This is a genomic window from Pseudonocardia ammonioxydans (genome assembly GCF_900115005.1).
GTDB classification, from domain to species: Bacteria; Actinomycetota; Actinomycetes; order Mycobacteriales; family Pseudonocardiaceae; genus Pseudonocardia; species Pseudonocardia ammonioxydans.
In genome coordinates this window covers 79,099-94,406 of sequence record NZ_FOUY01000004.1, presented here as the reverse complement: position 1 = coordinate 94,406, position 15,308 = coordinate 79,099, and the positions used below count along the sequence as shown (strand labels likewise).

General features: G+C 73.4%; 13 protein-coding genes. 4 read left to right on the top strand and 9 right to left on the bottom strand.

Annotated features, from left to right (window positions below):
• Positions 1-109: 109 nt before the first annotated feature.
• On the bottom strand, positions 110-1,330 hold the full coding sequence (locus BM093_RS05890) for an MFS transporter (protein WP_093338366.1): 1,221 nt from the start codon (positions 1,328-1,330) through the stop codon (positions 110-112).
• A 115-nt stretch (positions 1,331-1,445) separates the two neighbouring features.
• On the opposite strand from BM093_RS05890, the gene BM093_RS05885 reads away from it, so the two are divergent.
• Positions 1,446-1,940 (top strand): hypothetical protein, encoded by a 495-nt coding sequence (locus tag BM093_RS05885; RefSeq protein WP_093338362.1) that lies wholly within the window; start codon positions 1,446-1,448, stop codon positions 1,938-1,940.
• Positions 1,941-2,053: 113 nt separating this feature from the next.
• Here BM093_RS05885 and BM093_RS05880 read toward each other — a convergent pair whose 3' ends face one another.
• Positions 2,054-2,545: a Dps family protein gene (locus BM093_RS05880; RefSeq protein WP_093338359.1), complete on the bottom strand. Its 492-nt coding sequence runs from the start codon at positions 2,543-2,545 to the stop codon at positions 2,054-2,056.
• Positions 2,546-2,719: 174 nt separating this feature from the next.
• On the bottom strand, positions 2,720-3,127 hold the full coding sequence (locus tag BM093_RS05875) for a universal stress protein (RefSeq protein ID WP_093338693.1): 408 nt from the start codon (positions 3,125-3,127) through the stop codon (positions 2,720-2,722).
• 149 nt (positions 3,128-3,276) lie between these two features.
• On the opposite strand from BM093_RS05875, the gene BM093_RS05870 reads away from it, so the two are divergent.
• The 3 genes from BM093_RS05870 to BM093_RS05860 are packed head-to-tail and all read left to right on the top strand — an operon-like array spanning position 3,277 to position 6,442.
• On the top strand, positions 3,277-4,275 hold the full coding sequence (locus BM093_RS05870; protein WP_093338357.1) for a Bug family tripartite tricarboxylate transporter substrate binding protein: 999 nt from the start codon (positions 3,277-3,279) through the stop codon (positions 4,273-4,275).
• Positions 4,272-4,937 (top strand): tripartite tricarboxylate transporter TctB family protein, encoded by a 666-nt coding sequence (locus tag BM093_RS05865; RefSeq protein WP_093338355.1) that lies wholly within the window; start codon positions 4,272-4,274, stop codon positions 4,935-4,937. The genes BM093_RS05870 and BM093_RS05865 overlap by 4 nt, the downstream gene beginning before the upstream one ends.
• Positions 4,937-6,442 (top strand): tripartite tricarboxylate transporter permease, encoded by a 1,506-nt coding sequence (locus tag BM093_RS05860; RefSeq protein ID WP_093338352.1) that lies wholly within the window; start codon positions 4,937-4,939, stop codon positions 6,440-6,442. The genes BM093_RS05865 and BM093_RS05860 overlap by 1 nt, the downstream gene beginning before the upstream one ends.
• A 465-nt stretch (positions 6,443-6,907) precedes the next feature.
• Here the strand turns inward: BM093_RS05860 and BM093_RS05855 are convergent, their stop codons facing one another.
• From BM093_RS05855 to BM093_RS05830, 6 genes are all read right to left on the bottom strand, one after another.
• On the bottom strand, positions 6,908-7,267 hold the full coding sequence (locus tag BM093_RS05855) for a WhiB family transcriptional regulator (protein WP_093338349.1): 360 nt from the start codon (positions 7,265-7,267) through the stop codon (positions 6,908-6,910).
• A gap of 67 nt (positions 7,268-7,334) precedes the next feature.
• Positions 7,335-10,265 carry an AfsR/SARP family transcriptional regulator gene (locus BM093_RS05850; RefSeq protein ID WP_093338347.1) on the bottom strand — a complete coding sequence of 977 codons (2,931 nt, stop codon included), beginning with the start codon at positions 10,263-10,265 and terminating at the stop codon, positions 7,335-7,337.
• Between the two features lie 66 nt (positions 10,266-10,331).
• Positions 10,332-11,273: an alpha/beta hydrolase gene (locus BM093_RS05845; RefSeq protein ID WP_093338344.1), complete on the bottom strand. Its 942-nt coding sequence runs from the start codon at positions 11,271-11,273 to the stop codon at positions 10,332-10,334.
• A gap of 1 nt (position 11,274) precedes the next feature.
• A complete protein-coding gene (locus BM093_RS05840; protein WP_093338342.1) occupies positions 11,275-12,069 on the bottom strand; it encodes an alpha/beta fold hydrolase in 795 nt (264 codons plus the stop codon).
• Positions 12,070-12,079: 10 nt separating this feature from the next.
• On the bottom strand, positions 12,080-13,327 hold the full coding sequence (locus BM093_RS05835) for an LLM class flavin-dependent oxidoreductase (RefSeq protein ID WP_093338339.1): 1,248 nt from the start codon (positions 13,325-13,327) through the stop codon (positions 12,080-12,082).
• 88 nt (positions 13,328-13,415) lie between these two features.
• Positions 13,416-15,233 carry an NAD(P)/FAD-dependent oxidoreductase gene (locus BM093_RS05830; protein ID WP_093338336.1) on the bottom strand — a complete coding sequence of 606 codons (1,818 nt, stop codon included), beginning with the start codon at positions 15,231-15,233 and terminating at the stop codon, positions 13,416-13,418.
• Positions 15,234-15,308: the final 75 nt, after the last annotated feature.

Here is a 15,308-nt window from a genome sequence, read left to right as displayed (position 1 = left end):
CGCTCAACCGCTGGGACGCACTCCCCGCCATCGCCGCGACGAACGGTCGGTCACGTGCGATCGACGCCGGACGGAGTAGCGCAGCTCCGACGGACAGTCGAATCGGTGCTCACGTGGTAGGGGAACCTGCGGGGACGGGTTCCGGGCCGGTCGGGGCCGCCACCCGGCGTCCCAGCACGGTCGCGACGACGCCGACCGCGACGATCGTCCCGCCGTAGACGAGTGCGGTCGGACGCAGCCCGGCGACCGTCGCGGCCAGCCCGGCGATCATCGCGGGCACGCTGAACGCCAGGTACGACAGCGTGTAGGTCGCCGCGAAGAGCTCGCCGCGCTCGTGCGGCTCGGCGAGCGTCGACAGCGTCCCGAAGGTCGCGAACGCCGCCGCGCCGAAGCCGACGCCGGCCACGACCGTGCCGACCGTGGCCACCAGCAGCAGCCCGCTCAGCACCCCGGCCAGGGTGACCAGGGTGCCGAACGCGAGCACTGCCGCGGACGGGGCGAGCACCCGGACCGGCGGACGCCCGCGCAGCAGGAAACCCGTTACGGCGCCGGTCAGGCACAGCACCGCCACGACCAGGCCACCGACCAGGTGGTCACGGACCCCGAACACCTCGGTCACGACCGACGGCCCCAGCGACAGGTAGAGCCCGCTCAGCGACCAGCTCGCCAGCAGCGTGGGCACCACGGCGGAGAACCCGGCGCGCAGCCGCGGTGGCACGCCCACCCGGGGACGCAGCGACGCCAGCGCGCCCGGCCGGCGCTCGATCGTCTCGGGGATCAGCGCGACCAGCAGCGCGGCGACCAGCAGGCCACCGAGCAGCAGCACCCAGACCAGCCGGGTCGGGGCGGGCGCGAACTCCACCAGCGCCCCGCACGCCAGACCCCCGAGCCCCAGGCCGGTGAGCGGCGCGGTCCCGTTGACGAGCCCCGCGCGCCCCGGCTTCGTGGCGAGGTCGACGAGCGTCGCGGGCAGGGTCGCCGTCGCGGCTCCCGTCGCCACGCCCTGGACGATCCGGGCGGCGAGCAGCCAGCCGACCCCGCCGGCGACCAGGAACAGCACCAGCGCGACGATCTCGAGGCCGATCGCGGCGAGGATCACCGGCCGTCGTCCGATGTGGTCGGACAACGCGCCCACGACGAGCAGTGCCGCGATAAGCGCCAGCACGTACACCGCGAAGACCGCAGTGAGGGTGAACTCGGTGAAGTCGAACCGCTCCTGGTAGACGACGTAGAGCGGGGACGGCGCCGACGACGCGGCGAGGAACCAGACGAACGTCGCCGCGACCACGGCGAAGGCGACCGGTGGCGTCAGGCGGAAGCGGGCGGGCACAGCGCTCCTCGGGTCGAACGGCTACGTAGCGTTGCCAACGACCCCGGCACGAACCGCATTCCCGGACGACACCGGAGGACTCCCGCAGCGGGACCGCCGGTGGCAGGCTTGCCCCATGCTGCGTGCCACGTCCACCCGGGCCGGGCTGTTCCAGGTGCGCTACGAGGTGAACCGGAACGGCCGCCCGGTGACCGGCTGGACCGCGCGAACCTGGCAGCAGCACCGCGACCTGGTGATCGACGGCCACCCGTACGCGCTGCGTTCGGAGGGCATCGCCCGGTTTGCGCTCGAGGGCGAGGTCCGCGCCCACATCCTGCGCACCGTGGACCATCCGGACGGTCCACTGTCGCGTCCGCACTGGAACGTGGAGGTCGGCGACCTGACCTACCGGCTCGCCGGCTCGGGCGTCGGCCGCCGCTTCGCGCTGCTGACCACTGCGGACGCGGTCAACGAGGCCGGCCGGGTCTGGCGGACGGGAGCGCTGCGGCCGTCGTACGCCGCCCAGCTGCCGGACGCGCTCCAGCTCCCGGTCCAGGTCTTCGTGTTGTGGTCGGCGATGGCGATCTGGCGGGCGAGCGTGGCCGCGGGCACCGCGGCCGCCATCCGCTGACCCGTCGATCCGCCTGCCCTGCAGACGACGACGCCCCGGACACCGGTGGGTGTCCGGGGCGCATCGCCGGCGACGGGCGCGGTGGTGGACACGCCCGTCCCGAGGGAGGAGGGTCAGGCCTGGTCGCGGAACCCCGCGGCCTGGGCCTGCCACATCCAGCGGGCCTCCTCCAGGGCACGACCGAGCTCGATGAGCAGGTCCTCGGTCAGCGGGTCGGCCTTGCCGGCCTGCTCGATCCGCGGACGGAGCCGGTCGACGGTGATGTCCACTGTGGCGGACACGGTCAGCACCGTGTCGGCGTCGGACACGTAGCCCTCCGGGTACTCCGGCAGGCCGGTGTCGCGGCCGACGGTCCTCGACCGGCCGTCCGGGGCGACGCCGATGGCGGCGGCGCGCTCGGCGACGTTGTCGGAGTGCTCACGCGCGAGATCGACGAGCTCGTCGAGGTGCAGGTGGACGTCGCGGAACTGCTTGCCCACCAGGTTCCAGTGCGCCTGCTTGGCGACCAGGGACAGGTCGACGAGGTCGACGAGGGTCTCCTGCAGGACGCGACCGGTGATGTCGGTGGCACCGTCGTCGAGCGGGCTGGTGATCGGGGTGGCCATGGTGTCTCGGCTCCTTCGGTGTCGGTCCGGGAACTGCGCCGGCGGGGGTCTCCCGCCTACACACGGAACAACGCCGGCGCCGGAACCGGTATGCCCGGAACGGCCCGCCACCACGCGGTTCGTGACACAGTCGACATCCGGTAAGGGCCACCTGACCTGGGGAAAAGACGGGGGCTACCGGGCGGCGTGGGTGACCAGTACCGGGATCGGCGACTCCAGGATGATCCGCTGCGCGGTGGAGCCGGTGAGCAGCTTGCCTACCGGACTGCGCCGCTTCACGCCGACGACGAGCAGCTCCGCCTCCTCCGCCGCCGCGAGATCCAGGATCGCCTCGGCGGGGTCGCCGCCGTCGTCGATCACGTGGACGTCGGCAGCCGGGTCGCCCTCGGCCCGCAGCTCCGCGAGCCGCGACTCGAGATCCGCACGCACCGTGCCGGCCTCGTGGGCGTCGGCGTCGAACCTCTCCTGCCGCTCCGTCGCCAGCGCGACCAGCGGCGCGCCCCGCAGCCGGGACTCGCGGACCGCGAGCTCCAGCGCGGCGGCACCCTCGGGCGTCGGGCCGTAGGCCACACAGATCGTCATGTCGCTCCCCATCACGCGCGTGCGGACGGCGCCGACCCTAGACACGGAACCGGTCGAATCGGAGAAGAGTTCATTGTGTTCACAGAGGTCGTAGTGTTTCCGCATTGCGACATTGGCCGCGCATCGCGCGTGTGCCAACGTCTGCGCCCATGCCACGACGGCAGGTCATCGCAGCCCTCGGAATCGTTCTGGTCGCCGCCCTCGCGGTGACCGCATTCGCCGACGCCGCCCGGTCCGGGGAGGGGCAGGCGGCACGCTCCAACCTCACCATGATCGCGCCCGCGGCGGCGGGCGGCGGCTGGGACCTCGTCGCCCGCGAGGCGCAGCAGGCAATGCGCACCGGCAACGTCGTCAACACCGTGCAGGTGGTCAACATCCCCGGTGCGGGCGGCACGATCGGCCTCAACCAGCTGGCCGGGCTGGCCGGTGAGGAGACCACGATGATGGTCACCGGCACCGTCATGCTCGGCGGGATCAGCCAGGCGGGCAGCGAGCTGAGCCTGGAGGACACGACGCCGATCGCTCGGCTCGCCGAGGACTTCGAGGTGATCGCGGTACCGGCGGACTCGCCGTTCCGCACCCTGGAGGACTTCCTCACCGCGTGGCGGGCGGACCCGGCCGGGCTGCCGGTCGGTGGCGGCTCGGCGGGCGGCATCGACCACATGGTCGCCGCGCAGCTCGCCCGGGCCCGCGACGTGCCGGTGCCGGACATGGTCTACACACCGCACCCCGGGGGCGGCGAGCTCACGTTGAGCCTGCTGTCCACCGCGTCCGGCACGGTCGGCGTCGGGATCTCCGGCTACAACGACTTCCGCGACCTCGTCGAGGCCGGGCAGCTGCGGGTGCTCGGCGTCGTCGCCCCGGAGCGCCTGGAGGGCGTCGACGCCCCGACGATGACCGAGCTGGGCCTGCCCGAGGTCGATCTCGTGAACTGGCGCGGGCTCGTCGCGCCGGCCGGGATCACCCCCGAGGAGCGCGCCGAGCTGGAGCAGATCGCCCGCGAGCTGGTCGGCACCGAGTCGTGGAGCGAGGCCATCGAGCGCAACCGCTGGGTGCGCAGCGAGGCCTACGGCGAGGAGTTCGACCGGTTCCTCGTCGCCGAGCAGCGCCGCATCGACGACCTTCTGAAGGAGCTGGGGCTGGCATGAGGACCCGTCCGGCACATCTGTCGAGGGGCGCACTGGTCGTCCCCGCGATCCTCGTCGCGCTGGGGATCTTCCTGCTCTACGGCACGCTGACGATGGAGGTCGTCGGCGACGGCGGGCTGTTCGGCCCGACGACGATGCCGTGGATCGTCGCCGTGCTGTGCTTCGTCGTCGCCGCGGGGCTGACCTTCGACATCCTGCGACCGCGGCCGGAGTACGACGGCGTGGCGGCCGGTGCCGTACCGGCGGCGGTCCCGGCGGGCGGTGCCGCTGCCGGCGGGGCCGACGACGCGGCAGCCGCCACCGGGCACACCGGCGTCGACCCGGGCTCCCCCGACGGCGTGGGGCCCGACGGCGTGGGGCCCGACGGCGCGGGGTCCGGCAGCGAGGCGTCCGGGGACGCGGTTGCGGACGCGCCCGACGCGGTGAACTCGGCCGCGGTCCTCACCGCCGTCGGCGGCGTGGCGGCGTTCATCGTCGTCCTGCCGTGGCTGGGCTGGATCCTGGCGGCGACCGGGCTGTTCACCGCGCTCGCCGCCGCGCTCGGCAACCGGCGTTGGTTCCCGGTCGTGCTCGCCGGGCTCGCGCTGGCCTCGGCGATCCAGGTCGTGTTCAGCGGGCTGCTCGGGATCTCCCTGCCCGCCGGTTTCGTCGGGGGGTTCTGATGGAGCAACTGACCAACCTGCTCGGCGGGTTCGCCGACATCCTGAGCCCGTCGGCGCTGCTGTTCGTGTTCGTGGGCGCGCTGCTGGGCACGGCCGTCGGCGTGCTCCCGGGCCTCGGCTCGGCGATGGCGGTGGCGCTGCTGCTGCCGCTGACGTTCGTGCTGGACCCGACCAACGCGCTGATCATGTTCACCGGCATCTACTTCGGCGGGCTGTTCGGTGACTCGATCGCCGGCATCCTGATGAACACCCCGGGCAACTCGACGGCCATCGCGAGCTCGTTCGAGGGCTACCGGATGGCCCAGCGCGGCAAGGCGGCCCAGGCGCTGGCGACGGCCGCGATCGGCGCCTTCATCGGCGGCATGGTCGCCTCGTTGCTGGTGGTGTTCTTCGCGCCGACCCTCGCCGAGCTCGCCACCGGGTTCGGGCCCGCCGAGTTCTTCGCGCTGGCGGTGTTCGCGTTCATCGCGATCTCCGCGGTGGTGGCCGACTCGGCGATCCGCGGGCTCGCCGCGCTCGCGATCGGGCTGGTGCTGGCACTGATCGGGATCGACCAGCCGTCGGGGACGCCGCGGTTCTCCTTCGGGTTCCCGGCCCTGCTCGACGGGGTCTCGATCGTCGTCATCACCGTGTCGTTGCTGGCCCTGGGCGAGGTGTTCCACCAGGCCGCGAAGGTCGGCCGGAGCACCGAGCAGGACACGGTGCTGCCGACCGGGCGGCCGTGGCTCTCGCGCGCGGAGTTCCGGGCGGCGCTGCCCGCCTGGCTGCGCGGTACCGGCTACGGGCTGCCGTTCGGCGTCATCCCCGCCGGTGGCGCCGAGGTCCCGACGTTCCTCGCCTACGGCACCGAGCGCCGGCTCGACCGGCGCCGGACGACCCCGATGTTCGGTCGCGGATCCATCCAGGGCGTGGCGGGGCCCGAGGCCGCGGGCAACGCGACGGCCGGGACCGCGATGGGCGCGCTGCTCGCGCTGGGCCTGCCGACGTCGGCCACAGCGGCGATCCTGCTCGCGGCCTTCCAGCAGTACGGCCTGCAGCCCGGACCGCTGCTGCTGGAGCGCTCCGGGGACATCGTGTGGGCACTGCTCGCCGGGTTCTTCCTGGCGATGGTCGTGCTGCTGATCCTGAACCTGCCGTTCGCTCCACTGTGGGCGCAGCTGCTGCGGGTGCCGAAGTCCTACTTGTACGCGGGCATCGGCGTGTTCGCGGCGTTCGGCGTGTATGCCGCCGGGGCGAGCACCGTCGACCTGGTGATCATGCTGGTGATCGGCGTGCTGGGGCTGGCGATGCGGCTCTACGACATCCCCGTCGCACCGGTGCTGATCGCGGTGATCCTCGGGCCGCTCGCCGAGTACTCGCTGCGGGACGCCATGGGCAACTCGGGGAACGACCCGGCCGTACTGGTGTCCTCGCCGATCACGGTCGTGCTGTACCTGCTGCTGGTCGCGGGCCTGGCCTGGGCGGCCTGGCGACGCTTCGCCGAGAAGCGGGCCGCCGACGTGTGAGCTGCGCTCGCTCCCCCACGGCGTCCGAGCCTCCCTCGGGTGCCCTGGCCCGGCGCCCCGAGGGGCACCCTCGGGGCGCCCAGCGCTACCAGGGGCACCCTCGCGGCATCCGTGCTCCCGGGGGCACCCTCGCGGCACCGGCCCTGTGCGCTCCGAGGGGCACCCCCGCGGCGCCCGGCGCTACCAGGGGCACCCTCGCGGCACCTGTGCTCCCGGGGGCACCCTCACGGCACCCGTGCTCTCGGGGCATCCTCGCGGCACCCGTGCTCCCGGGGGCACCCTCGCGGCACCCGTGCTCCCGGGGGCACCCTCGCGGCCCCCGGAGCGGCCCGGGCCGGCCGCCCCGGGGGGACCCTCGGGGCGCTCGGCGCTACGAGGGTGCCCCTCGGAGCGGGTGCGGCGCGGTGCGGAGCCGGCCCGACACCCGAGCCGAGCTGCGCACCCCGGGCGCGGAGCGGGGCCCGGTCACACGGCGACGTCGAGCCCCGCACCGGGTGTGGTGGCGACCGGCACGGGGCGCGGCTCGGCCGCGTCACCCTTGCGGGGACGGCCCCGCGGACGCTTGCGGCTCACCACGACACCGCGCTGGAAGATCTCGCCTCCCCACACCCCCCACGGTTCACGACGGTGCAGCGCCGAGGCGAGGCAGGCACCACGGGCCGGACACGTCCGGCACAGCGCCTTGGCGCGTTCGACGTCGTCGGGCGACTCGGCGAACCACAGATCGTCGCCGGTGGCCCGGCACGGCAGGTCCGTGGGTCGGCAGTGCAGGTCGGTGGGCGGCGTGGTTCGCGCGGGTCGGATCGGTGCGGTGGACGTGCTCATCGTCGGCTCCCCCCGGGGCCTGGATTCGCGGTACCCGTACACGTTCCCGCACCCGGCTACCGGACGGCTACGGCTCGGCTATGCCCGCCTCGCGGGGGCCGCTCAGCAGCACGTCCAGCTCCGCGGCCTCCCGGGCGCCGACGCCGTCGAACAGCTGCCGGGCCGCCCGCCACTCGGTGCGGGCCCGCCGGTCGTCCCCGGCCGCGGCGTGCACGTCACCGAGCCGGCGCCGGGTCCGGCCCCGCCACCACGGCAGGCGCAACTCCGTCCACAGCCGCAGCGCCTGGTTCTGGCACTCGGCCGCCGCGTCCAGCCTGCCCTCCACCCGGTACAGCTCACCGAGGCTTCCCAGCGCCCGGGCCTCCCCGTAGTGGTACCGGTGACGCCGGAACAGCTCCAGCGCGGTGTCCAGCTCCACCCGGGCCTCCTCCGCGCGTCCGATCCGCGTGTAGCCGACGCCGAGGCCCTCACGCACGGCGGCCTCGGCGAGCGGGTCCCCCAGCTCGGTCGCCGCGGCGAGCGCCTCGCGCAGGCAGCGCCGCGCGGGTCCGAACTGCCCGTGCAGGCGGTGCACCCCGGCCAACCGGCGCAGCGTCCAGACCTCGCTCCGCCGGTCGTCCACGGCCCGCAGCACGGCCAGCGCCTCGTCCAGCAACGCCGCGGCGTCGTCGAGGCGGCCGGTGTCGCGGTACACCGCCGCGATGCCGGACGCGGCGAGTGCCCGGCCCTGCCGGTCGCCGGTCGCGCCGAAGCTGTCCCGGGCCTCCTCCAGGAGGACCAGTGCCTCGCCGGCCCGGTCCTGGATGCGGGCCAGCTCGCCGAGCCCGCGCAGGGCGTGTGCCTCGGCCCAGTGGTCGCCGGCCCGCCGGGCCGCGGCCACGGCGAGCTCGGAGATCCGCCGCCAGTCGTCGTAGTAGGCGCGCAGCACCGAGATCGGGGCCAGTGCGGTGTCGAACCGGCAGCCGAGCGCGTCGAGCCCCGAGGCGCAGGCCTGCTCCGCGACCGCGAGCAGCGCCGTGATCTCGGATTCGAACCACCGCAGGGGCTCGTCGAGCGCGGCCGCGACGGTGTCGGGGTCCGGTCGCCAGGCCGGTGTGGACGCGACACCGCCGCCGAGCTCGGGCGAGGGCAGCCTGCGGCCGGCCCGTTCGGCCAGGGTGAGCCAGCCGCCGACGGCCCGCGCCAGCGCGTCGGTGCGCTCCCGGGCGGGCTCCTCGGCGGCGGCAACCTCCCGGGCGTAGACCCGGATCAGGTCGTGGAACCGGTAGCGCGCCTGCTCCCCGCCGACCGGCCCGGCGAGCTCGAGCAGCTGCGCGTCGAGCAGCTGCTCGATCAGCTGGTCCGCCCGCTCACGCGGGACGTCCAGCAGCGCGGCGACCACCCACGGCGCGAAGTCGGGGACGTCCAGCACCCCGAGCAGCCGGAACGCCCGCCGGGCGGCCGGGTCCAGCCCGGCACAGCTCAGCGCGAGGCTCGCCCGCACCTCGAGGTCCCCGACCGCGAGCTCGTCGAGCCGGCGGTGCTCGTCGGAGAGCAGCTCGGCCATCCGGGCCAGCGTCCAGTGCGGCCGGGTCGCCAGACGGGCCCCGACCACCCGGATCGCCAGCGGCAGCCGGCCGCACCAGCGCACGATCTGCTCGGCGGCCTGCGGCTCGCCGTCGACCCGCTCCGGGGAGACCAGCCGGGACAGCAGCTGCAGCGACTGGTCGGGCTCGAGCACGTCGAGGTCGACCCGGACCGCGCCGGCCAGACCGCTCAGCGGCGTACGGCTGGTCACCAGCACCGCGCAGCCGGCGTCCCCGGGCAGCAGCGGACGGACCTGGGACTCCGCGGCGGCGTTGTCCAGCACCAGCAGCAGCCGCCGCCCGGCCACCAGGCTGCGGTAGAGCGCGGCCCGCTCGTCGAGCTGTTCCGGGACGGTCGCCCCCCGGGCGCTCAGCGCGCGCACGAACTGGGCGAGCACGTCGGCGGGGTCGCGCGGGTCGGCCTCGGCGCCGCGGAGGTCGACGTAGAGCTGCCCGTCCGGGAACCGGCTCCGCAGCTGGTGGGCCACGTGCACGGCCAGCGTCGTCTTGCCCACCCCGGCCTTGCCCGCGATCGCCGCGACCACGACGGCGGGTGAGGTGTCGAGCCGGTCGACGATCAGGTCGCGGATCCGGTCGACCTGTTTGGCCCGGCCGGTGAAGTCCGCGATGTCCGCGGGCAGCTGAGCGGGCACCGCGGGAACGCCCACCGGGGCCTCGGCGGGCGCCGGCGACAGACCGGGGTCGTCGGTGAGCATCGCGCCGTGCAGGTCCTGCAGCGCCGGGCCGGGATCGAGCCCCAGCTCCTCGGCCAGCACCCGGCGGCCACGGGCGTAGACCGCCAGCGCGTCGGCCCGCCGGCCGGACCGGTACAGCGCCAGCATCAGCTGGCCGCGCAACCGTTCACGGAGCGGGTGCCCGGCGACCTCGGCATCGAGCTCGGCGACGAGGTCGCCGTGCCGGCCCGACGCGAGGTCGGCGTCGACCCGGTCCTCCAGGACGGCGAGCCGGTCCTCCTCCCACCCCGGCACGACGGTCCGGACCAGCTCGGCCGCACCGGTCCCGGCCAGCGGCGACCCGCGCCACAGCGCCAGGGCCGCCCGCAGTGTGTCGGCCGCCGCGCCGGCCTGCCCCGCGGCGAGCTGGGCCCGTCCCTCCCGGGACAGCTCGGTGAACCTCCCGACGTCGACGTCGGCCGGGTCGACGTCGAGGAGGTACCCGGACGGGCGGGTGACCAGCATGGCGGCATCGGTGCCGAGCGCGCGGCGCAGCTGGGAGATCAGGCTGTGCAGCTGCGCACCGGCGGTCCGCGGCGGGGCCCCGTTCCACAGCAGGTCGACCAGCCGGTCCCGCGGCACGACCTGGCCGACGTGCACCAGCAGGACCGCCAACAGGTCCGCGACCTTGCCGGAGGGCAGGACCAGCCTGCGCTCGCCGTCCCGGGCCTCGAGCGGCCCGAGCAGCAGGTAACGCATCCCTTCACCTCTCGACGCCCGTGAGTGGTTATCGCGGCTCTGACCGCGATAACCACTCACAAGCCACTACACCAGCGCGGTGCGCACCGCGGCGGCGGCCCGGTCCAGGGTCTCCCGGGCCGGGTCGAGTGCCCCGACCATCTGGAAGAAGCCGTGGATCATGCCGTCGCACGGCACGTGCTCGGTCGCGACCCCGGCCTCGGTGAGCCGTCCGGCGTAGGCCGCGCCCTGGTCGCGCAGCGGATCGAACTCGGCGGTGATCACCATGGCCGGGGGCAGCCCGGAGAGGTCCTCGGTACGGGCCGGGGACATCCGCGGGTCCAGGCCGTCGTCCGGACCGGCCTGGTACCAGCCGTAGAACCACTCCATCCAGCCCCGGCTCAGCAGCGGGCCGAGCGCGTTCTCCCGCATCGAGGGGCTGTCGTCGTGCCGGTCGACGGCCGGGTAGACCAGCAGCTGGAACCGCAGGTCCGGGCCACCCCGGGTGCGGGCGAGCTGGGCGACGACGGCCGCGAGGTTGCCGCCGGCGCTGTCCCCGCCGACGGCCAGCCGGCTGCCGTCGCCACCGAAGTCACCGATCTTCTCCGCCGCCCAGACCGCGGCGGCGTAGGCGTCGTCGACCGCCGCCGGGAACCGGTGCTCCGGGGCGAGCCGGTAGTGCACCGACGCGACGACCGCCCCGGACCGGTTCGCCAGCGCCCGGCAGACGGCGTCGTGGCTGTCGATGTCGCCGATCACCCAGCCACCGCCGTGGTAGTAGACCAGCGTGGGCAACGGTGCCTGCTCCTCGCCGGGACCGTGCGGGACGTAGACGCGGATCGGGATGTCGCCGCCCGGGCCGGGCGCGGTGGTGTCGGTGACCCGTGCGAGCTCCTCGGGTTCCCCGGCCAGGTCGGCGAGCTCGCCGATCAGCGCCCGGTTCTGGTCGACCGTCATGCTCTCCGGGGACGGCATCCCCTGTTCGGCCATCTGCGTCAGCAACGCCTCGACCTGGGGGTGCAGTGGCATCTCAGCTCTCCTTCGTGTCCAGGAACCCGTGCACGGCCTCGGCGACGGGTGCGGGGTTCTCCAGGTGGGGCAGGTGGCCGGCGTCCGGCACGGTCACCAGGCGGGCGTCGCGCAGGTGCCCGACGAACGCCGGGCCGTAGGCCGGGTCGACGAGCCGGTCCTGCTCGCCCCAGACCAGCAGCGTGGGCGCCGACACCCGGTGGATCCGCCGGTCCAGGCCCTTGTCCGGGATCGGCCAGATGAAGTGCAGGATGCTCGCCATCCGCATCGCCGCCTCGAACTGCGCCTGCGGGTCGTCGGCGGGCACCTCCATCGCCCGGGCGAGCGGCCCGGTCGGGTCGGCGAGCACCAGCGCCGGCAGCTCGGTCGGCGGCATCCCGGCGATGTCCGGGATCGGGTGCTCGTCGAGCCAGAGCCCGATCGGCGCGAGCAGGACCAGCCGGTCCACCCGCCGCGGGGAGTTCGCGGCCAGCTCGGCCGCCACCATCCCGCCGAACGAGTGCCCGACGACCGTGACCCGGTCCAGGCCGAGCGCGTCGAGCAGCTCGTCGTAGAACAGCACGAGCTCCCAGATCCCGGGCAGGTGCGACAGGTCCTCGCCCTCCCCCGAGCCGGGATGGTGCACCGCGTACACGGTGTGCGAGGCGGCGAGCCCGTCGAGGAACGGATCCCACATCAGCCCCGCCGCGCCGTGCAGGAACAGCAGCGGCTCGCCCGTCCCGCCGACCAGCACCCGCGCGGTGAGCGGGCCGACCCGCACCTCGCGCTCCTCCGTGTGTGCTCCGGTGACCGTCATCGTCGCCCCCTCACACCTGCGCGGCCGGCTCGGCGGTGACGGCGCGGACGGCCGCCCCGGAGGGCCACCACTCGTGGGTCCAGCCCTCGTCGTCCCAGATGTGCCGGATCCGCGGGATGACCTCCTCGGCGAACAGCGTGATGTTCTTCTTCGTCAGCTCGTGCGGCATCGACCCGATCTGCAGCAGCGCGTGCAGGTTGCCGACCCGCAGCGTGCGGGCGACCTCGATCAACCGATCGGCCACGGTGGACGGACTGCCGGCGATGATGAAGCCCTCCTCGACGAGGGTCTTCCAGTTCTTCTCCAGCGCCGCGGCCGCGGCGATCGCCCCGGGCTGGTTCGTCTTGATCGCGAACTCGGTCGACTTCCGGGTCCGGTAGCCGGGTGCCTCGAAGAAGTACGGCGGGATGTGCAGGCACTTGTTGAAGAAGTAGGTGACGTGCTCGAGGTACTCCTGCTCGGCCCGTTCGTCCGTCTCGGACACACAGATCTGCTGGGCGAACCCGGCCCGGAACGGGTTCCGGTCGATACCGAGCTCGTCCATCGTGGACCAGAAACCGTCCATCAGCTTCTTGCCGAACTTCGCGCCGAAGAAGGACAGGTAGCTGTAGGTGTAGTTCTTCGCCGCCGCGAGCTCCCAGGTCTCCACCGACCCGCCGCCGGCCAGCCAAACCGGCGGGTGCGGCTGCTGCAGCGGCTGCGGCCACGGGTTGACGTAGCGCAGCTGGTTGTACCGGCCGTTGAACGTGAACGGCCCGGGCTCGGTCCAGGCCCGGGTGATCAGCTCCTCGGCCTCCCGGAAACGCGGCCGGGTCTCGGTGGGGGTGACGCCGTAGCAGAAGTTGACGTCCATCGAGGTCCCGACCGGGAACCCGGCGGCGAGCCGGCCGTTCGAGAGCACGTCGAGCATCGCGAACTCCTCGGCCACCCGGGTGGCCGGCGCGTACAGCGCGAGGGTGTTGCCCAGCACCATGATCGCCGAGTTGTTGGGCGTGCGGCGGGCCAGCGAGGCCGCCATCAGGTTCGGCGAGGCCATGAACCCGTAGCCGTTCTGGTGGTGCTCGTTCACCCCGACGCCGTCGAAGCCGAGCGCGTCGGCCAGCTCCAGCTCGTCGAGGTTCCACTGGTAGTACTGCGCCACCCGCCGCGGGTCGCACAGCTCGGTGTTGGGTGGGGTGACCCAGATCGACTCGTATCGCTGCTCGAAGTCCACCGGGAGGTCCCGGTAGGGCATGAGATGGAAGAAGATCGACTTCATTGTCGCTCCTGATCGCGTGACAGCGGTCACACGATCCTACCCGTGAGTGGTTATCGCGGTTCTGACCGCGATAACCACTCACAAGCAGCTATGCCAGATGGTGACTCTCCTGGAGTGCGTAGACCGGGGTCGGGATGCCCTCCTGGCGGGCCTTGAGCTGCAGCGCCAGGTACAGCGAGTAGAACCGGCTCTGGTGCAGGTTCCCGCCGTGGAACCACAGGTGCGGCTGCTGGGTGGGCTTCCACATGTTGCGCTGCTCGCCCTCCCAGGGACCGGGGTCCTTGGTGGTGTCGGAGCCCAGGCCCCAGACCTTGCCGACCCGGTCGGCCGTCTCCTGCCCGACGATGTCGGCGGCGAGGCCGTTCATCGACCGGTACCCGGTGGCGAACACGACCAGGTCGGCGTCCAGCTCGGTGCCGTCGGCGAGCCGGATGCCCTTCTCGGTGAAGGACTCGACCTGCCCTCCGACGAGGTTCACCTTGCCCTCGGCGACCAGCTCCGCCGCGCCGACGTCGATGTAGTAGCCCGAGCCGCGGCGCAGGTACTTCATGAACAGGCCCGACTCGTCGTCGCCGAAGTCGAGCCGGAAGCCCGCCTTCTCCAGCTTCGCGTAGAACTCGGCGTCGATCTCGCGGACCCGGTCGTAGTTCGGCTTCTCGAACTGGTTCATGATCCGGTACGGCAGCGACGCGAAGATCATGTCCGCGGTCCGGGTGTCGACCCCGCTGGCGACCGCCTCCTCGGAGTAGAGGCCCTTGAGGCAGTACTCCATCAGCGAGGCGGACCTGATGATGTGGGTCGAGGACCGCTGCACCATCGTGACGTCGGCGCCGACCTCCCAGAGCGCGCCGCAGATGTCGAACGCCGAGTTGTTCGACCCGACGACGACGACGCGCTTGCCCTTGTAGGCGTCCGGGCCGGGGTGCTGCGAGGAGTGCTGCACCTCGCCCTGGTACTGCTCGCGGCCGGGGAGGTCCGGGATGTTCGGCTTGCCGGAGACACCGAGGGCGATCACGAGCTGGCGCGGGCGCAGCGTGACCTGCTCACCGGCGCGGTCGACCACGACGTCCCACCGGCCGCTCGACTCGTCGTAGGTCGCGGACGTCGCCTCGGTGGAGCCCCAGTAGTTCAGCTCCATGATCCGCGTGTAGAACTCCAGCCAGTCGCCGATCTTGTCCTTCGGCGCGAACACCGGCCAGTTGTCCGGGAACTTCAGGTACGGCAGGTGGTCGTACCAGACCGGGTCGTGCAGGGCGAGGCTCTTGTAGCGCTTGCGCCAGGAGTCGCCCGCCCGCTCGTTGCGCTCGACGATGATCGTCGGAACACCGAGCTGGCGCAGCCGCGCGCCGAGCGCGATGCCGCCCTGACCACCGCCGATGATCACGACCTCGGGGTCGCGGGTCCGGCCCAGCTCGGCGAGTTCCTGCTCGCGCCCCTCCTTCCAGGTGACCCGGTCGGGGTTGGCGCCGTGCTCGGTGCCGAACGGGCGGTTCTCCCGCATCGGCTCCTCGTGGCCCGTGAGCTCGTCGAGGGTGGTGAGCAGCGTCCACGCCCGGCCGTCGGTGATCCGGACGTGGCCCGACCCGCGCCCGACGGCGGTCTCGAAGGAGAACCACGCCTCGGTCACGCCGCCGGCCTCGCTCGGCTCCGCGGTGATCGTCCAGCGGGAGGGGTCGGTCGACTCCAGCGTCCGGGTCAGCAGGTCGCGGACGCCGTCGTGGTGCTCGACCGTCTTCAGGTTCCAGGTGAAGGAGACCAGGTCACGCCAGTAGCACTCGTCGGCGAACAGGGACACGGCCCGGTCGACGTCCCGCGCGGACAGGGCGTCGGCGAAGGCGTTGAGCCAGCCCTCGGCCGTCGCGCGGGCAGTGCTGACTCCTGTGGTCTCCGACTGCGTGGTGGTCACTCGGCACCTCCTGCGAGCGGGTTCGCCACGACCGCGGCGGCGCTCGCCGGCCTGCCGCGGTCGTCGGGGCTGTCA